Source organism: Klebsiella pneumoniae, from assembly GCF_000742135.1.
GTDB classification, from domain to species: domain Bacteria; phylum Pseudomonadota; class Gammaproteobacteria; order Enterobacterales; family Enterobacteriaceae; genus Klebsiella; species Klebsiella pneumoniae.
Window position 1 is genome coordinate 4,536,941 of the sequence record NZ_KN046818.1, and the last position, 16,316, is coordinate 4,553,256.

Genomic DNA, 16,316 nt, shown 5'->3' on the forward strand with positions numbered 1-16,316 from the left:
TTTTTCAACATTAGTCGGTTCGGTCCTCCAGTTAGTGTTACCCAACCTTCAACCTGCCCATGGCTAGATCACCGGGTTTCGGGTCTATACCCTGCAACTTAACGCCCAGTTAAGACTCGGTTTCCCTGCGGCTCCCCTATACGGTTAACCTTGCTACAGAATATAAGTCGCTGACCCATTATACAAAAGGTACGCAGTCACACCCGAAGGTGCTCCCACTGCTTGTACGTACACGGTTTCAGGTTCTTTTCACTCCCCTCGCCGGGGTTCTTTTCGCCTTTCCCTCACGGTACTGGTTCACTATCGGTCAGTCAGGAGTATTTAGCCTTGGAGGATGGTCCCCCATATTCAGACAGGATACCACGTGTCCCGCCCTACTCTTCGAGTTCACAGCCTGTGCATTTTGGTGTACGGGACTATCACCCTGTACCGTCGGACTTTCCAGACCGTTCCACTAACACACAAGCTGATTCAGACTCTGGGCTGCTCCCCGTTCGCTCGCCGCTACTGGGGGAATCTCGGTTGATTTCTTTTCCTCGGGGTACTTAGATGTTTCAGTTCCCCCGGTTCGCCTCGTTAACCTATGTATTCAGTTAACGATAGTGCAACGAATCACACTGGGTTTCCCCATTCGGACATCGCCGGCTATAACGGTTCATATCACCTTACCGACGCTTTTCGCAGATTAGCACGTCCTTCATCGCCTCTGACTGCCAGGGCATCCACCGTGTACGCTTAGTCGCTTAACCTCACAACCCGAAGATGTTTCACTTCTGATTGCGAAAATTTGAGAGACTCGAACACACATTAACTGTGTGTCGTTTCAATTTTCAGCTTGATCCAGATTTTTAAAGAGCAAAATTTCACAATGCACTTCGCAGTACATTTTGAAATTTATTATTTATCAAACAATCTGTGTGGACACTACAAAGGCATGTTCTTTAAGGTAAGGAGGTGATCCAACCGCAGGTTCCCCTACGGTTACCTTGTTACGACTTCACCCCAGTCATGAATCACAAAGTGGTAAGCGCCCTCCCGAAGGTTAAGCTACCTACTTCTTTTGCAACCCACTCCCATGGTGTGACGGGCGGTGTGTACAAGGCCCGGGAACGTATTCACCGTAGCATTCTGATCTACGATTACTAGCGATTCCGACTTCATGGAGTCGAGTTGCAGACTCCAATCCGGACTACGACATACTTTATGAGGTCCGCTTGCTCTCGCGAGGTCGCTTCTCTTTGTATATGCCATTGTAGCACGTGTGTAGCCCTGGTCGTAAGGGCCATGATGACTTGACGTCATCCCCACCTTCCTCCAGTTTATCACTGGCAGTCTCCTTTGAGTTCCCGGCCKRACCGCTGGCAACAAAGGATAAGGGTTGCGCTCGTTGCGGGACTTAACCCAACATTTCACAACACGAGCTGACGACAGCCATGCAGCACCTGTCTCACAGTTCCCGAAGGCACCAATCCATCTCTGGAAAGTTCTGTGGATGTCAAGACCAGGTAAGGTTCTTCGCGTTGCATCGAATTAAACCACATGCTCCACCGCTTGTGCGGGCCCCCGTCAATTCATTTGAGTTTTAACCTTGCGGCCGTACTCCCCAGGCGGTCGATTTAACGCGTTAGCTCCGGAAGCCACGCCTCAAGGGCACAACCTCCAAATCGACATCGTTTACGGCGTGGACTACCAGGGTATCTAATCCTGTTTGCTCCCCACGCTTTCGCACCTGAGCGTCAGTCTTTGTCCAGGGGGCCGCCTTCGCCACCGGTATTCCTCCAGATCTCTACGCATTTCACCGCTACACCTGGAATTCTACCCCCCTCTACAAGACACTAGCCTGCCAGTTTCGAATGCAGTTCCCAGGTTGAGCCCGGGGATTTCACATCCGACTTGACAGACCGCCTGCGTGCGCTTTACGCCCAGTAATTCCGATTAACGCTTGCACCCTCCGTATTACCGCGGCTGCTGGCACGGAGTTAGCCGGTGCTTCTTCTGCGGGTAACGTCAATCGACAAGGTTATTAACCTTATCGCCTTCCTCCCCGCTGAAAGTGCTTTACAACCCGAAGGCCTTCTTCACACACGCGGCATGGCTGCATCAGGCTTGCGCCCATTGTGCAATATTCCCCACTGCTGCCTCCCGTAGGAGTCTGGACCGTGTCTCAGTTCCAGTGTGGCTGGTCATCCTCTCAGACCAGCTAGGGATCGTCGCCTAGGTGAGCCGTTACCCCACCTACTAGCTAATCCCATCTGGGCACATCTGATGGCATGAGGCCCGAAGGTCCCCCACTTTGGTCTTGCGACGTTATGCGGTATTAGCTACCGTTTCCAGTAGTTATCCCCTCCATCAGGCAGTTTCCCAGACATTACTCACCCGTCCGCCGCTCGTCACCCGAGAGCAAGCTCTCTGTGCTACCGCTCGACTTGCATGTGTTAGGCCTGCCGCCAGCGTTCAATCTGAGCCATGATCAAACTCTTCAATTTAAGTTTGATGCTCAAAGAATTAAACTTCGTAATGAATTACGTGTTCACTCTTGAGACTTGGTATTCATTTTTCGTCCGAGGACGTTAAGAATCCATGTCACTTTGAGTGCCCACACAGATTGTCTGATAAATTGTTAAAGAGCAGTTGCGACGCGCTTTAGCGCTCTGTCGCGAGGTGGCGTATATTACGCTTTCCTCTTTCAGAGTCAACCCGTTTTTCAGGATTTTTCTCTGCAACCGAACCGGCTGTTTGTGTGAAGTGATTCACATCTGCCGTGTCAGTGGGTGCGCATTATAGGGATCCCATTTTTTTGCACAAGCCTTTTTTCGATCTTTTTTTCTGAATGGTGATTTTTCACCCTTTTCGCCGTGTAATTGCACGATTTGCTCAATTTTCACCGTTTTCAGGGGTTGCACAGGGAGATAAAAGCCACCAAAGTCTTCTTACGTTCCCGTATTTTGAGGTCTATATGTCTGCTCAGCTGCGCCCCTACAAAGCATTTTTCCCACAAATCGGTCTTCGCGTCATGATTGACGCATCCAGCGTTGTCATCGGCGATGTCAGAATTGCCGATGACGTCAGCGTCTGGCCTCTGGTGGCCATTCGCGGCGACGTCAACTATGTATCGATAGGTCAACGCAGCAATATTCAGGACGGTAGCGTTCTCCATGTGACCCATAAGTCCTCTTATAAGCCGGAGGGAAATCCGCTGATCATTGGTGAGGATGTAACTGTTGGTCATAAAGTGATGCTCCACGGCTGCACTATCGGCAACCGCGTACTGGTTGGTATGGGTTCGATCTTATTAGATGGTGTCGTCGTTGGCGATGACGTCATGATTGGTGCGGGCAGTCTGGTTCCGCAGAACAAACAGCTGGAAAGCGGCTACCTTTACTTTGGCAATCCGGTCAAACAGATCCGCCCCCTGACAGAGGCGGAACGGGAAGGACTCAAGTATTCAGCAAATAACTATGTGAAATGGAAAAATGAGTACCTGGATCAGGATAACCAGATCCAGCCCTGAGCATCTTCCTGACCATCGCGGATCAATGCTTCTGCCTCTTCCTCTAGATCCCAACGATGTTCCTGGAAGGCGGCCAGCCACTGCGCTGGCCCCTCTGCGCCGAAACGCTGCTGCAAGATTTGCCCTGAAATTGCGCAGGTTAATTGCATCCCATTCACCAGCGCGGGAAAAACCACGCCCTGCCGTTCGGCATCCCATGATTCCCGGTCAGGAAACTGAATCGCCTGATTCATGCATTCAGTTCCTGCTGCAGCGTTTCAATGACCGGAGCGATAGCCGGCAGAACGCCGTGCCATAGCAGAACAGCATGGGCGGCTTGCGCCACCAGCATTCCCAGCCCATCGGCACAGTGGACTGCGCCATATTGCTGGCACCAGTGAAGAAACGGTGTCGGCCCTTTCTGGTAAAACATGTCATAGCAATATACGTCAGCGTTGACAATAGATGCCGGGATAGCTGGTACATCACCGTCTATTCCACTGGACGTCGCATTGACGATCAGATCGAATGTTTCCCCGGATAAGGTATCCATCTCCCTTGCGCTAACGCTCCCGGTATGGGCGAAGAGAGTGGCTAACTCACGGGCACGAGAATAGGTGCGATTCACGATCGTGACGGCGCATCCCAGCGACAGAAGCGGCAAAAGAACCCCGCGAGATGCCCCACCAGCACCAACCAGCAGGATCCGTTGGCGTGGCTTAATGAATCCCAGGCGTTCCAGATCGCTCAGAAGACCAATACCGTCGGTGTTGTCCCCCAGTAAACGGCCATCTTCCAAGCGTTTCAGGGTGTTTACTGCTCCCGCCAGCGCTGCGCGTTCTGTCAGTTCGTCGGCACGCGCAAAGGCTTCCTCTTTAAAAGGAACGGTGACGTTGGCCCCCTTTCCTCCTTCTGCAAAGAACTGATTCAGAGAAGAGACAAAATCGTCCAGCGGCGCCAGTACACGTCCATAAGGATGAGTAATTCCTAACTGGCGGGCAAACAGCTGATGAATAGCAGGCGACTTGCTGTGCGCGATCGGATTACCAAAAACGGCATAGGTTTCCATGGTTCACCCCTGGCGGAACAGTTCACCCGTCAGGGCATCACGGATTTCAGATGGGTTTTGCCGGCCGCCCGTGGCGCCATCCACCACCGGGAAGCTGTCGCCAAACTGAGCATGGACCTCTGCGGTAGTACGGCACGGTGGTTGCCCGGTGAGATTGGCGCTGGTCGAAACCAGTGGTTTTCCGTAGGCTTCGCACAATTCGATTACCAGCGGATGGTTAGTCACGCGTACGGCCAGTGAATCAAAACGTCCTGTCAGCCAGCGCGGCGTTTCAGGACGCGCCGGGAATACAAACGTCACCGGTCCCGGCCAGCAAGAGAAGATGGCTTCCCGCTGTGAGTCACTTAACCGTGAATCATCAATATAGGGCTTCAGTTGCTCAAAGCTGGCGGCGATAAGGATCAATCCTTTCTCAACGGGACGCTGCTTCAGCTCCAGCAGGCGCATAACGGCCGTTTCGCTGTCAGGGTCGCAGCCGACGCCAAACACGGCTTCGGTGGGATAGGCGATGACATGTTCATTTTTCAGGACCGCCACGGCATGGGCGACGGCTTCTGAGGGCAGGTTATTGTTCACTGATTTATTCCGCCGGGATCGGCTTTCCACATTGTTTACTGGCACAGAAGCGTCTGAGCCCCTGCGCCGTCTTCTTTTCTATTAACAGCGGGTAATGGCATTCAGGGCATTCGCCCGCCACCGGTTTAAAATTGATAACGAACTGGCAATCAGGATAGCGATCGCAGGAGTGAAAGGTTTTACCGAAACGGGAACGACGCTGGACCAGATGGCCTTGTCCGCACTGCGGGCAAGCGATAGCCGTCTCATCGGGTTTATCAATCAGCTCGGTATGTTCACATTCCGGATAGCGGCTACAGCCAATGAACATCCCAAAACGCCCCTGGCGTAACACCATAACCGCACCGCACGATGGGCACTCTTGCCCCTCCAGCACCTTAACGATATGCCCGTCCGCCTGGCTTTTCAGGGGACGAATATAGTCACAGTCCGGATAATGCGAACAGCCGAGAAACGGGCCATGTTTCCCGGAACGGATCACCAGTTCGGCCCCGCACTGCGGGCAGGGCTCATTTTTACGCACCGAAAACAGTGCTGATTTGGTCATAACAACTCGATGTTGCTGCAAAAAGATTAATGCAGCATACCTTCATTTACTTCGAAGAGTAATTCTTCCATTTGCTGATAGGCGTTTTCACAGCCCGGGATATTGAACAGTACCATCAGGATGACCCATTTCAGGTCTTCCAGCTCAAATTCTGCCGTATCCAGCGCCAGTACGCGCTCTATCACCATTTCTCGCGTTTCGAGGTTCAACACCTGAATCTGCTCGAGGAAGAGTAAAAACCCCCGGCAACTGGCATCCAGACGCTGGCACTCCTCTTCGGTATATACCCGAAGAGAGAGCGGGTCGGAAGCGAGCTGCATGGGTTCAACGAGACCCTCCTGATAATCAGCCAGTTTCTCGAGCCACATTAACGCGTTATAGATGTCTTCCCGCTCAAAACCCGCATCGGTAAGATCCCGCGTCAGTTTGTCCTGATCCACGCGCATTTCTGCTTCGCTATGGATGTAAGTTTCAAACAAATACATGAGTACGTCGAACATGGCTTGCCCTCCTTAATCGGACATAGCCGCCGGGTACAGCTGCGATCCAGCCTGCTAACTCCAGTTCAAGTAGCTGAGCTACGGTTACTGGCACAGATTGGCCGGCACGTTCAGCGACAACGTCAACAGGTGTTACCTCATCTCCTACGTTAGCCAGGAGCTCCGGAAATGGCAATGCTACAGACGGCTGATCGACGCAAATATTTATCGAATCAGACGTATCAGTCAGCCAGGCCAGCTCGTTATGCCAGTATTCCACAATATCCTCTGGCGAGGTCACTGGCACCGCGCCTTGCTTAATTAACCAGTGCGGGCCTTCCGATCCCGGATTGCCTATCGGGCCAGGCAGGGCGAACACATCCCTTCCCTGCTCCAGGGCGCAGCGGACGGTGACCAGCGATCCGCTTCGCAACGCCGCCTCAATCACCAGCACGCCCAGGCTTAAGCCGCTGATAATCCGGTTGCGCCTGGGGAAATGTGCGGGAAGCGGCGGCGTAATGAGTGGAAATTCAGATACCAGCGTACCGCCATTGTCGATGATCTGCCGGGCGAGGGTTGCATGGCGCCGCGGATAAACCTGACTCAGCCCATTGCCCAGTACCGCGATAGTTTTACCCTCCGCCGCCAGCGCGCCGCGGTGCGCGACCCCGTCAATGCCTAACGCCAGCCCACTGGTGATGGTAATCCCTTTCTGCGCCAGCGTTTCGCTGAACAGTTTCCCCCAGCGGGCGCCATACCAGGAGTGCGAGCGACTGCCAATAACGGCAAGCTGCGCGCTGTGAAGCAGGGCGAGGCCGCCGCTGACCAGCAACGCGCCGGGGTAATCAGCGATAGCCTTTAACCGCAATGGATAGCGCGGATCGTCACCCCGTAACAGATGATGATCCGGTTGTCCCAGCCAGCGCCGCGTCTCGTCAAGCTCATGCTCGTCAAGCCGGAAAAATAACTTTGCCTGCGCCGCGGTCATCCCGACGGCATGCAGCGCTTCACGATCAACGCTGGCGGCTGCGCATAAGCGCTGAGCGATCTCTACCATCCTGTCGCCATACAAGCTACTGACCTTCATCAGCCGCAGCCAAATCTCGTCGGGCGTCATCCTTACCCCCCTGCCATAAGCGGTATTGACAATCTTTGCGATTGGACAGTGAGACTGTCAATTGCAGGGGGTTTTGTCTAGAATAGAGCTAATAATCTTATCAACTCCTGAATACGACTCTGGAACTTTATGGCAGTTTTGCAAGTGTTACATATTCCGGACGAGCGCCTTCGCAAAGTCGCCGAGCCGGTCAAAGAAGTGAATGCGGAAATTCAGCGTATCGTCGATGATATGTTCGACACCATGTACGCCGAGGAAGGCATCGGTCTGGCCGCAACCCAGGTCGATATCCATCAGCGCATTATCGTTATTGATGTGTCGGAAAATCGTGAAGAGCAGCTGGTATTAATTAACCCGGAAATGCTGGAGAAAGATGGCGAAACCGGTATTGAAGAAGGCTGCTTGTCCATTCCTGAACAGCGCGCCCTGGTGCCGCGTGCGGAAAAAGTGAAGATCCGGGCACTGGATCGCAATGGTAAGCCGTTTGAACTGGAGGCCGATGGCCTGCTGGCTATCTGTATCCAGCATGAGATGGATCACCTGGTCGGCAAACTGTTTATTGACTATCTGTCACCACTCAAACAACAGCGCATTCGTCAGAAGGTAGAGAAACTGGATCGTTTACGTTCCCGTGCCTGATAACAAGGAATACCGTGTCACAATCACTACGTATCATTTTCGCCGGCACCCCTGATTTTGCAGCGCGTCATCTTGATGCGCTGCTGTCGTCTGAACATCAGGTTGTTGGCGTATTCACTCAGCCTGATCGCCCTGCTGGTCGCGGCAAAAAATTGATGCCAAGCCCGGTAAAAGTGCTGGCAGAAGCCCATAACTTACCTGTGTTCCAGCCATCCTCCCTGCGTCCGCAGGATAACCAGCGGTTAGTCGCCGATCTCGGCGCCGATATTATGGTGGTAGTGGCGTACGGTCTGATTCTGCCTAAAGCGGTGCTGGAGATGCCCCGTCTGGGCTGTATCAACGTTCACGGCTCGCTGCTACCGCGCTGGCGTGGCGCAGCGCCTATTCAGCGTTCACTGTGGGCGGGGGATAGCGAAACTGGCGTAACCATCATGCAGATGGACGTCGGCCTTGATACGGGGGATATGCTGTATAAGCTTTCCTGTCCCATTACCGCAGAAGATACCAGCGGCAGCCTGTACGATAAGCTGGCCGAGCTCGGCCCTCAGGGGCTGCTGGCAACGTTAGCCCAGCTGGCCAACGGCACCGCACGGCCTGAAGTACAAGATGAATCGCTGGTGTGCCATGCCGAAAAGCTGAGTAAAGAAGAGGCTCGTATCGATTGGTCGCTTTCCGCTGCGCAGTTGGAACGCTGCATCCGCGCGTTTAATCCGTGGCCAATGAGCTGGCTGGAAATTGACGGACAACCGGTAAAAGTGTGGCGAGCATCGGTCATCGCCGAAGCCGCTCACGCCGAACCGGGTACTATCGTGGCAGCAACCAAACAGGGTATTCAGGTCGCCACGGGGGATGGGATCCTCAGCCTGGAGTCGCTACAGCCTGCGGGTAAAAAAGCGATGAGCGCCCAGGACTTACTCAATTCCCGCCGGGAGTGGTTTATCCCTGGCACCCGTCTCGCCTGACGGTCGTCTCTTCTGAAGCCCGGGTTCGCCGGGCATTTTTATTTTTGCGCTTATGAAAAAGAATATAAATTTACGCAGCCTGGCCGCCCAGGCTATCGAGCAAGTTGTTGAAAAAGGGCAGTCTTTAAGCAACGTACTGCCCCCTCTACAGCAGAAAGTCAGCGATAAAGATAAAGCGCTACTGCAGGAGTTGTGCTTTGGTGTACTACGTACTCTAAGCCAGCTGGAGTGGCTTATCAGCAAGCTAATGGCGCGTCCGATGACCGGCAAACAGCGCACCGTGCACTCTCTGATCATGGTTGGTCTCTATCAGTTACTCTACACCCGCATTCCACCACACGCCGCGCTGGCGGAAACGGTAGAAGGCGCGGTGGCCATTAAACGCCCGCAGCTTAAAGGGCTAATCAACGGCGTGCTACGCCAGTTCCAGCGCCAGCAGGAAGCGTTGTTAGCCGAATTTGCTGAGCATGAAAACCGCTATCTTCATCCCAAATGGCTGCTGAAACGCCTGCAGCAGGCCTGGCCGGAGCAGTGGCAGGAGATCGTCGAGGCGAACAACCAGCGCCCGCCGATGTGGCTGCGCGTTAACCGCAACCATCATTCCCGGGATGAGTGGCTTGCCCTGCTTAACGAGACCGGTTTAGAGGGCTTTACCCACCCTGATTATCCGGACGCCGTACGCCTGGCCACCCCTGCTCCGGTCCACGCGTTACCAGGCTTTGCCGAAGGCTGGGTGACCGTCCAGGATGCCTCGGCTCAGGGCTGTATGCGCTACCTGCAACCGGAAAATGGCGAACGCATTCTCGATCTCTGCGCGGCGCCGGGCGGGAAGACGACGCATATTCTGGAAGTCGCTCCCCAGGCTCAGGTTATGGCGGTGGATATTGATGAACAGCGTCTGTCCCGCGTCTATGACAACCTGAAACGGCTGGGCATGAAAGCCGAAGTCAAGCAGGGCGATGGCCGCTTCCCTGAGCAGTGGTGTGGCAATGAGCAGTTCGATCGTATTCTGCTGGATGCCCCCTGCTCCGCAACCGGCGTTATTCGCCGCCATCCGGATATCAAATGGCTGCGCCGGGATCGGGATATCGCCGAGTTAGCCCAACTGCAGGCCGAGATCCTCAATGCCACCTGGACGCACCTGAAGCCAGGCGGCACGCTGGTTTACGCAACCTGTTCTATTCTGCCGGAAGAGAACAGTCAGCAAATTGCCGCCTTCCTCGCGCGAACCCCGGATGCAGAACTTCACGCCACCGGCACGCCGGCGAGCCCCGGGCAGCAAAATCTGCCGGGCGTGGAAGAAGGTGATGGCTTCTTTTACGCTAAGCTAATCAAACGTCGGAACTAATGGGTCACTGCAGATGAAGATTATTATTCTGGGCGCCGGCCAGGTCGGCGGCACGCTGGCGGAAAACCTCGTCGGCGAGAACAATGATATTACGCTGGTTGATACCAATGGCGACCGTCTGCGCAGCCTGCAGGATAAGTTCGACCTGCGTGTCGTCCAGGGGCATGGCTCTCACCCTCGCGTACTGCGCGAGGCGGGAGCCGATGATGCCGATATGCTGGTAGCGGTCACTAGTTCGGACGAAACCAACATGGTGGCCTGCCAGGTCGCTTACTCATTGTTCAATACGCCAAACCGCATAGCGCGTATTCGTGCGCCTGATTACGTTCGTGATGCGGAAAAGCTCTTCAACTCTGAAGCGGTACCCATCGATCACTTAATCGCTCCGGAACAACTGGTCATCGACAACATCCACCGTCTGATCGAATATCCCGGCGCGCTGCAGGTCGTGAACTTCGCAGAAGGAAAAGTCAGTCTCGCGGTAGTAAAAGCCTATTATGGTGGCCCGCTGGTGGGGAATGCCTTATCCACTATGCGGGAGCATATGCCGCATATCGATACGCGCGTGGCCGCCATTTTCCGCCACGATCGCCCCATCCGCCCGCAGGGCTCGACGATTGTCGAGGCCGGAGATGAAGTCTTCTTTATTGCCGCCTCGCAGCATATTCGCGCGGTCATGAGCGAACTGCAGCGACTGGAAAAGCCGTATAAGCGTATTATGCTGGTCGGCGGGGGCAATATTGGCGCGGGTCTGGCCCATAAGCTGGAAAAAGATTACAGCGTTAAGCTTATCGAACGTAATCAGCAGCGAGCCGCTGAGCTGGCGGAAAAGCTGCAGCATACTATCGTCTTCTACGGGGATGCATCGGACCAGGAGCTGTTGGCTGAAGAGCATATTGACCAGGTGGACCTGTTTATTGCCGTCACTAACGACGACGAAGCCAATATTATGTCGGCTATGTTGGCCAAGCGAATGGGCGCGAAAAAAGTGATGGTGCTAATCCAGCGCAGAGCCTACGTGGATCTGGTCCAGGGTAGCGTCATCGATATTGCGATTTCGCCTCAGCAGGCCACAATTTCCGCACTCCTCAGTCATGTCCGTAAAGCCGATATTGTCGGCGTCTCCTCCTTGCGCCGCGGCGTTGCAGAAGCGATTGAGGCAGTCGCGCACGGCGATGAGAGCACCTCCCGGGTAGTCGGGCGTTCGATCGATGAGATCAAACTTCCACCGGGCACGATCATCGGCGCCGTCGTGCGGGGCAATGACGTGATGATCGCCAATAATAATCTACGGATCGAGCAGGGCGACCATGTGATCATGTTTTTGACCGATAAGAAGTTTATTTCCGATGTCGAAAGGCTGTTCCAGCCAAGCCCTTTCTTCCTGTAATTCCCAGGGCGCCGAACAGGCGCCTTTTTATTATCCCTTATTATTCAAAGGTTAATATTTTGCAGTAACTATCTGCTGGGAATGGCAAATGAAAATACATTTGTTAAACTTACAACGTCAGCTGGCACAAGGAGAATAAAATGAGTTTTTTAAAAGAGTTTCGCGAATTCGCGATGCGCGGGAACGTTGTCGATTTGGCAGTGGGTGTGATCATCGGTGCAGCATTCGGTAAAATTGTTTCATCACTGGTCGCGGATATTATTATGCCGCCACTCGGCCTGTTGATTGGCGGGATCGATTTTAAACAGTTTGCCGTCACGCTACGTGATGCCCAGGGCGATGTCCCGGCTGTGGTGATGCATTATGGGGTATTCATTCAGAACGTTTTCGATTTCATCATCGTCGCGTTTGCCATCTTCATGGCGATTAAATTGATGAATAAGTTAAATCGTAAGAAAGAAGAGGCTCCGGCGGCACCGCCAGCTCCCTCTAAAGAAGAAGTTCTGCTGAGCGAAATTCGCGATCTGCTGAAAGAACAAAACAACCGTTCTTAATCAGCAGAGAAAGCAGAAGGCCAGTGGTAAAAAAGCGATTCGCTTGCTTGCCACTGGCCTCCCGATCAATCCTTCCTGCATGTTTATCTTTACGTTGATAGCTTCCTTTCCCTTTCTTGTTTTTCTCTACGCGCTGCCTGAATAACGGATCGTGGAGAAGTGCCTCAATGGCGTTATCTTTAATTTGTCCTTTAGTATGCTGATAGCGACTCATAGTTACTCCGGTATATGTATAAACTCGGCGCGAGTGTAGATCCGCGCGTTTAAAAAATCAACGTCCGCCATTGCCGTTGCTGGCCCCTTGTTCAAGGGCCTCAAGGATAGAACAGTAAACGCTGCTGTGCGCAGTGCCGCAACAGGCATCGTTGAGCCGCTGCAGAGAGCGGCGCATCGTCTGTAGCTCTTTAATCCGCGCCTCAACTTCACTTAATCGCGCCTGAACGATCCCTTTCGACTCCTGACAGGTATGATGCTCCGGATCGATGCGGATCGACAATAATTCGCGGATCGCTTCCAGGGTGAAACCCAGTTGTCGGGCATAACGAATAAAGCGCAGCCGTTGAAGATCGTTATCCGAGTACAGACGAAATCCTCCCTCGGTGCGTATGTCATGATCCATCATCTGCTGCTTTTCATAGTAGCGGATGGTATCAGGCGTCACGTCAGCCAGTTTTGCCAATTCACCAATACGATACATATTTACTCCTGATTTATTTTTTGCAGCAACGCATCGGCGTACTCACCGCGTAAAAAGTCGGTGTTCAGACCTGCCTGACGTAACTTCAGCTCGAGCAGGGCAAGGCGTTTGCTAAGTTCGGCATGACGCGGATCGTCCTGACGGACGCCGTTCAGTAAGTCTGCCAGAGCCAACGCTTCTTTGCGTTGCTCCAGTTCCGGAGGAAGACATCCTGCATTTTTCAGAAGGCGATAGCCTGCCCGCAACTCCGCCGGCACATGTGAATCGTCATCGAAAGTCAGCGGTTCTCCGCTGCCGGGTAAATTATCGAACTCACCTTTGGTTTGGGCATCGAGGATATGACGTTCCGCCCACTGATCCAGCAACCACATTCTACGGCTCCAGGGGATGAACAAAAAGAGTACAGATAGTGTAGTGAAATGGGGATGGGGTAGATATAAAAAAACCCGCCTGGGCGGGTTTTTTTACGTTACTACAGATTACTCTGCAGCAGCTTCTGCTTTCGGCTCAGCACGATCAACCAGCTCGATGTATGCCATCGGCGCGTTGTCGCCTGCACGGAAGCCACACTTCAGAATGCGAGTGTAACCACCGGCGCGGCTCGCGAAACGCGGGCCCAGCTCGTTAAACAGTTTTGCCACGATCTCGTTATCACGAGTGCGGGCGAATGCCAGACGACGATTAGCAACGCTATCAGTCTTGGCAAGAGTAATCAGCGGCTCAACTACGCGACGCAGTTCTTTCGCTTTCGGCAGGGTCGTCTTGATGATTTCATGACGAACCAGCGAACCTGCCATGTTACGGAACATAGCCTGGCGATGGCTGCTGTTGCGGTTCAGTTGACGACCACTCTTACGATGGCGCATGACCTTATCCTTCTCAGTAAAACCTTAACCTGTGATCCGGTTACTCGTCAGCAATGCTTGCTGGTGGCCAGTTTTCCAGGCGCATGCCCAGAGACAGTCCACGGGAAGCCAGCACGTCTTTAATCTCAGTAAGAGATTTTTTACCCAGGTTCGGCGTTTTCAGCAACTCAACCTCGGTACGCTGTACCAGATCACCGATATAGTGGATAGCTTCTGCCTTGAGGCAGTTAGCAGAGCGGACAGTCAATTCCAGATCGTCAACAGGGCGCAGCAGGATCGGATCGAATTCTGGTTTCTCTTCTTTCACTTCTGGCTGACGTACATCACGTAGGTCAACAAAAGCTTCCAGTTGTTCAGCCAGGATGGTTGCCGCACGACGAATCGCCTCTTCAGGATCGATTGTGCCGTTGGTTTCCATTTCGATGACCAGCTTGTCCAGGTCGGTACGCTGTTCTACACGCGCAGCTTCAACATTGTAGGCAATACGCTCTACAGGGCTGTAGCAGGCGTCGACCAGCAGACGGCCGATTGGGCGCTCATCTTCTTCCGAATGAATTCGGGCAGAAGCCGGCACATAACCGCGACCGCGCTGAACTTTGATACGCATGCTAATAGCAGCGTTCTCATCAGTCAGGTGGCAAATCACGTGCTGCGGCTTGACGATTTCGACATCACCGTCGTGGGTAATGTCGGCTGCGGTCACAGGGCCAATGCCAGATTTATTCAAAGTAAGGATGACTTCATCTTTACCCTGAACTCTCACCGCCAGCCCTTTCAGGTTGAGCAGGATTTCAAGGATGTCTTCCTGAACGCCTTCTTTGGTGCTGTACTCGTGCAGTACACCATCAATCTCAACCTCGGTCACCGCGCAACCCGGCATCGATGAGAGCAGAATACGGCGCAGTGCGTTACCCAGAGTATGGCCGAAGCCACGCTCTAAAGGCTCAAGGGTCACCTTGGCGTGCGTCGAACTCACTTGCTCGATATCGACCAGGCGCGGTTTTAGAAACTCTGTCACAGAACCCTGCATTGTGTCCTCTCTTTGGTACTAAGCTTTACTTGGAGTAAAGCTCGACGATCAGGTGTTCGTTAATGTCCGCAGACAGATCAGAACGCTCCGGCTGACGCTTGAACGTACCTTCCATCTTGCCAGCATCAACTTCCAGCCAGGTTGGCTTTTCACGCTGCTCAGCCAGCTCCAGAGCGGCTTTCACGCGAGATTGCTTTTTCGCTTTCTCACGAATGCTGACAACGTCATTCGCTTTAACCTGATAAGAAGCGATGTTAACAACACGACCGTTTACCATAATCGCTTTGTGGCTAACCAGCTGGCGTGCTTCAGCACGAGTGGCGCCGAAGCCCATACGGTATACAACGTTGTCCAGACGACCTTCCAGCAGAGCCAACAGGTTTTCACCGGTGTTGCCTTTCAGACGTGCTGCTTCTTTATAGTAGTTACGGAACTGACGCTCCAGCACACCGTACATACGGCGAACTTTTTGCTTTTCACGCAACTGCACACCATAGTCAGACAGACGCGGCTTACGCGCACCGTGCTGGCCAGGAGCTTGTTCAATTTTACACTTGGTATCGATCGCGCGAACGCCAGACTTAAGGAATAAGTCGGTGCCCTCACGACGGCTCAGCTTGAGCTTAGGACCCAAATATCTTGCCATTTTCTTTCTCCAACTAACCTGGAAAACGCAGCGTTATACGCGACGTTTTTTCGGCGGACGACAACCGTTATGAGGGATCGGAGTCACATCAGTAATATTAGTGATGCGGAAACCAGCGGCGTTCAGTGCACGAATGGTAGATTCGCGACCCGGACCCGGACCTTTGACCATAACTTCCAGATTCTTGATGCCGTATTCTTTTACGGCTTCTGCGCAACGCTCTGCTGCAACCTGAGCTGCGAACGGAGTGGATTTGCGAGAACCACGGAAACCGGAACCACCGGCTGTTGCCCAACCCAGTGCGTTACCCTGACGATCAGTGATGGTAACGATGGTGTTGTTAAAAGAAGCATGGATATGAGCCACGCCGTCAGAGACTTGTTTTCTTACACGCTTACGTGCACGAATTGGTGCCTTTGCCATTATTCAATCACCCCGATTATTTCTTGATCGGTTTACGCGGACCCTTACGGGTACGTGCGTTGGTCTTGGTACGCTGACCGCGAACCGGGAGACCACGACGATGACGCAAACCACGGTAGCAACCAAGGTCCATCAGACGCTTGATGCTCAGGGTGATTTCACGGCGCAGATCACCTTCAACGACAAATTTACCTACTGCTTCACGCAGAATATCAATTTGTTCTTCAGACAGCTCACTGATCTTAACATTTTCAGCGATGCCCGTTTCAGCGCAGATGGCTTTAGAACGGGTTTTGCCGATACCGAAAATAGCGGTTAAAGCGATAACGGTATGTTTGTGATCAGGAATGTTAATGCCTGCTATACGGGCCACTATGCACTCCTACTATTTAATATGTACGCACCATGCTGAAAAGCCCGTTTTCAGGATACTCAAATGGAAACGTACAGACATACAAAAGATTGGCTGGCTAATCTAGCCAG

General features: G+C 53.2%; 20 protein-coding genes, 1 rRNA gene and 2 other annotated features. Of the genes, 6 read left to right on the top strand and 15 right to left on the bottom strand.

Translation table 11 applies throughout. From position 1 onward, the window contains the following. Window positions 1-85 precede the first annotated feature (85 nt). Window positions 86-165: a sequence feature (23S ribosomal RNA rRNA prediction is too short), on the bottom strand. A 61-nt stretch (window positions 166-226) separates the two neighbouring features. Then, window positions 227-735, bottom strand: a sequence feature (23S ribosomal RNA rRNA prediction is too short). A 212-nt stretch (window positions 736-947) separates the two neighbouring features. Then, window positions 948-2,486, bottom strand: a 16S ribosomal RNA gene (locus DR88_RS04510). Between the two features lie 470 nt (window positions 2,487-2,956). Between DR88_RS04510 and DR88_RS04505 the strand changes: the two genes are divergently transcribed. Next, window positions 2,957-3,511 carry a gamma carbonic anhydrase family protein gene (locus DR88_RS04505; RefSeq protein ID WP_002919123.1) on the top strand — a complete coding sequence of 185 codons (555 nt, stop codon included), beginning with the start codon at window positions 2,957-2,959 and terminating at the stop codon, window positions 3,509-3,511. Here the strand turns inward: DR88_RS04505 and DR88_RS04500 are convergent. Genes DR88_RS04500 through dprA form a run of 6 tightly spaced genes read right to left on the bottom strand, consistent with a single transcriptional unit; the run spans window position 3,487 to window position 7,278 of the window. Continuing rightward, window positions 3,487-3,744, bottom strand: coding sequence for a DUF1488 family protein (locus DR88_RS04500; protein ID WP_002919125.1), 258 nt, complete (start codon window positions 3,742-3,744; stop codon window positions 3,487-3,489). The two genes, DR88_RS04505 and DR88_RS04500, sit on opposite strands and share 25 nt — an antisense overlap. After that, window positions 3,741-4,559 (bottom strand): shikimate dehydrogenase, encoded by an 819-nt coding sequence (gene aroE, locus DR88_RS04495; RefSeq protein WP_002919126.1) that lies wholly within the window; start codon window positions 4,557-4,559, stop codon window positions 3,741-3,743. Before aroE ends, DR88_RS04500 begins: the two co-directional genes overlap by 4 nt. 3 nt (window positions 4,560-4,562) lie before the next feature. After that, complete coding sequence (gene tsaC, locus DR88_RS04490; RefSeq protein ID WP_002919132.1) at window positions 4,563-5,135, bottom strand: L-threonylcarbamoyladenylate synthase type 1 TsaC; 573 nt, start codon at window positions 5,133-5,135, stop codon at window positions 4,563-4,565. 4 nt (window positions 5,136-5,139) lie between these two features. Further along, window positions 5,140-5,682 (bottom strand): DNA topoisomerase family protein, encoded by a 543-nt coding sequence (locus DR88_RS04485; protein ID WP_004145330.1) that lies wholly within the window; start codon window positions 5,680-5,682, stop codon window positions 5,140-5,142. A 26-nt stretch (window positions 5,683-5,708) separates the two neighbouring features. Further along, window positions 5,709-6,182, bottom strand: a complete 474-nt coding sequence (gene smg, locus DR88_RS04480) for a DUF494 family protein Smg (protein WP_002919137.1) — start codon at window positions 6,180-6,182, stop codon at window positions 5,709-5,711. After that, the gene (gene dprA / locus DR88_RS04475) at window positions 6,154-7,278 is read right to left on the bottom strand and encodes a DNA-protecting protein DprA (protein ID WP_002919139.1); all 1,125 of its coding nucleotides are present in this window, start codon (window positions 7,276-7,278) and stop codon (window positions 6,154-6,156) included. The genes smg and dprA overlap by 29 nt, the downstream gene beginning before the upstream one ends. Window positions 7,279-7,407: 129 nt before the next feature. On the opposite strand from dprA, the gene def reads away from it, so the two are divergent. The 5 genes from def (at window position 7,408) to mscL (ending at window position 12,171) form a co-directional block, all read left to right on the top strand. After that, complete coding sequence (gene def, locus DR88_RS04470) at window positions 7,408-7,917, top strand: peptide deformylase (protein ID WP_004150006.1); 510 nt, start codon at window positions 7,408-7,410, stop codon at window positions 7,915-7,917. Between the two features lie 14 nt (window positions 7,918-7,931). Continuing rightward, window positions 7,932-8,879 carry a methionyl-tRNA formyltransferase gene (gene fmt, locus DR88_RS04465; protein ID WP_004150007.1) on the top strand — a complete coding sequence of 316 codons (948 nt, stop codon included), beginning with the start codon at window positions 7,932-7,934 and terminating at the stop codon, window positions 8,877-8,879. A gap of 52 nt (window positions 8,880-8,931) precedes the next feature. Then, window positions 8,932-10,227, top strand: coding sequence for a 16S rRNA (cytosine(967)-C(5))-methyltransferase RsmB (gene rsmB, locus DR88_RS04460; RefSeq protein WP_004150008.1), 1,296 nt, complete (start codon window positions 8,932-8,934; stop codon window positions 10,225-10,227). 13 nt (window positions 10,228-10,240) lie between these two features. Then, a complete protein-coding gene (gene trkA / locus DR88_RS04455) occupies window positions 10,241-11,617 on the top strand; it encodes a Trk system potassium transporter TrkA (RefSeq protein WP_002919153.1) in 1,377 nt (458 codons plus the stop codon). Window positions 11,618-11,757: 140 nt separating this feature from the next. Beyond that, window positions 11,758-12,171 carry a large-conductance mechanosensitive channel protein MscL gene (gene mscL, locus DR88_RS04450; protein WP_004145325.1) on the top strand — a complete coding sequence of 138 codons (414 nt, stop codon included), beginning with the start codon at window positions 11,758-11,760 and terminating at the stop codon, window positions 12,169-12,171. On the opposite strand, the gene DR88_RS28575 is transcribed toward mscL, so the two are convergent. The 8 genes from DR88_RS28575 to rpsM form a co-directional block, all read right to left on the bottom strand. After that, on the bottom strand, window positions 12,107-12,385 hold the full coding sequence (locus tag DR88_RS28575; protein WP_004145324.1) for an alternative ribosome-rescue factor A: 279 nt from the start codon (window positions 12,383-12,385) through the stop codon (window positions 12,107-12,109). The genes mscL and DR88_RS28575 overlap by 65 nt on opposite strands. 57 nt (window positions 12,386-12,442) lie before the next feature. After that, on the bottom strand, window positions 12,443-12,868 hold the full coding sequence (gene zntR, locus DR88_RS04445) for a Zn(2+)-responsive transcriptional regulator (RefSeq protein WP_004185894.1): 426 nt from the start codon (window positions 12,866-12,868) through the stop codon (window positions 12,443-12,445). 2 nt (window positions 12,869-12,870) lie between these two features. After that, window positions 12,871-13,239 carry a DnaJ family domain-containing protein gene (locus tag DR88_RS04440; RefSeq protein WP_025862083.1) on the bottom strand — a complete coding sequence of 123 codons (369 nt, stop codon included), beginning with the start codon at window positions 13,237-13,239 and terminating at the stop codon, window positions 12,871-12,873. A gap of 108 nt (window positions 13,240-13,347) precedes the next feature. Continuing rightward, complete coding sequence (gene rplQ / locus DR88_RS04435; protein ID WP_002919206.1) at window positions 13,348-13,734, bottom strand: 50S ribosomal protein L17; 387 nt, start codon at window positions 13,732-13,734, stop codon at window positions 13,348-13,350. Window positions 13,735-13,774: 40 nt separating this feature from the next. Beyond that, the gene (locus DR88_RS04430; protein ID WP_002919219.1) at window positions 13,775-14,764 is read right to left on the bottom strand and encodes a DNA-directed RNA polymerase subunit alpha; all 990 of its coding nucleotides are present in this window, start codon (window positions 14,762-14,764) and stop codon (window positions 13,775-13,777) included. A gap of 25 nt (window positions 14,765-14,789) precedes the next feature. Next, window positions 14,790-15,410: a 30S ribosomal protein S4 gene (gene rpsD, locus DR88_RS04425; protein WP_002919224.1), complete on the bottom strand. Its 621-nt coding sequence runs from the start codon at window positions 15,408-15,410 to the stop codon at window positions 14,790-14,792. 33 nt (window positions 15,411-15,443) lie between these two features. Next, a complete protein-coding gene (gene rpsK / locus DR88_RS0126630; protein ID WP_002919257.1) occupies window positions 15,444-15,833 on the bottom strand; it encodes a 30S ribosomal protein S11 in 390 nt (129 codons plus the stop codon). A 16-nt stretch (window positions 15,834-15,849) separates the two neighbouring features. Beyond that, window positions 15,850-16,206, bottom strand: a complete 357-nt coding sequence (gene rpsM / locus DR88_RS04420; protein WP_002919259.1) for a 30S ribosomal protein S13 — start codon at window positions 16,204-16,206, stop codon at window positions 15,850-15,852. Window positions 16,207-16,316: the final 110 nt, after the last annotated feature.

What these genes read in the sequence shown, in the direction of transcription:
- DR88_RS04505 (WP_002919123.1), top strand. Translation starts at nt 2,957, where the DNA reads ATGTCTGCTCAGCTGCGCCCCTACAAAGCATTTTTCCCACAAATCGGT.
- DR88_RS04500 (WP_002919125.1), bottom strand. Translation starts at nt 3,744, where the DNA reads ATGAATCAGGCGATTCAGTTTCCTGACCGGGAATCATGGGATGCCGAA.
- aroE (WP_002919126.1), bottom strand. Translation starts at nt 4,559, where the DNA reads ATGGAAACCTATGCCGTTTTTGGTAATCCGATCGCGCACAGCAAGTCG.
- DR88_RS04485 (WP_004145330.1), bottom strand. Translation starts at nt 5,682, where the DNA reads ATGACCAAATCAGCACTGTTTTCGGTGCGTAAAAATGAGCCCTGCCCG.
- smg (WP_002919137.1), bottom strand. Translation starts at nt 6,182, where the DNA reads ATGTTCGACGTACTCATGTATTTGTTTGAAACTTACATCCATAGCGAA.
- dprA (WP_002919139.1), bottom strand. Translation starts at nt 7,278, where the DNA reads ATGACGCCCGACGAGATTTGGCTGCGGCTGATGAAGGTCAGTAGCTTG.
- def (WP_004150006.1), top strand. Translation starts at nt 7,408, where the DNA reads ATGGCAGTTTTGCAAGTGTTACATATTCCGGACGAGCGCCTTCGCAAA.
- rsmB (WP_004150008.1), top strand. Translation starts at nt 8,932, where the DNA reads ATGAAAAAGAATATAAATTTACGCAGCCTGGCCGCCCAGGCTATCGAG.
- trkA (WP_002919153.1), top strand. Translation starts at nt 10,241, where the DNA reads ATGAAGATTATTATTCTGGGCGCCGGCCAGGTCGGCGGCACGCTGGCG.
- mscL (WP_004145325.1), top strand. Translation starts at nt 11,758, where the DNA reads ATGAGTTTTTTAAAAGAGTTTCGCGAATTCGCGATGCGCGGGAACGTT.
- DR88_RS28575 (WP_004145324.1), bottom strand. Translation starts at nt 12,385, where the DNA reads ATGAGTCGCTATCAGCATACTAAAGGACAAATTAAAGATAACGCCATT.
- zntR (WP_004185894.1), bottom strand. Translation starts at nt 12,868, where the DNA reads ATGTATCGTATTGGTGAATTGGCAAAACTGGCTGACGTGACGCCTGAT.
- DR88_RS04440 (WP_025862083.1), bottom strand. Translation starts at nt 13,239, where the DNA reads ATGTGGTTGCTGGATCAGTGGGCGGAACGTCATATCCTCGATGCCCAA.
- rplQ (WP_002919206.1), bottom strand. Translation starts at nt 13,734, where the DNA reads ATGCGCCATCGTAAGAGTGGTCGTCAACTGAACCGCAACAGCAGCCAT.
- DR88_RS04430 (WP_002919219.1), bottom strand. Translation starts at nt 14,764, where the DNA reads ATGCAGGGTTCTGTGACAGAGTTTCTAAAACCGCGCCTGGTCGATATC.
- rpsD (WP_002919224.1), bottom strand. Translation starts at nt 15,410, where the DNA reads ATGGCAAGATATTTGGGTCCTAAGCTCAAGCTGAGCCGTCGTGAGGGC.
- rpsK (WP_002919257.1), bottom strand. Translation starts at nt 15,833, where the DNA reads ATGGCAAAGGCACCAATTCGTGCACGTAAGCGTGTAAGAAAACAAGTC.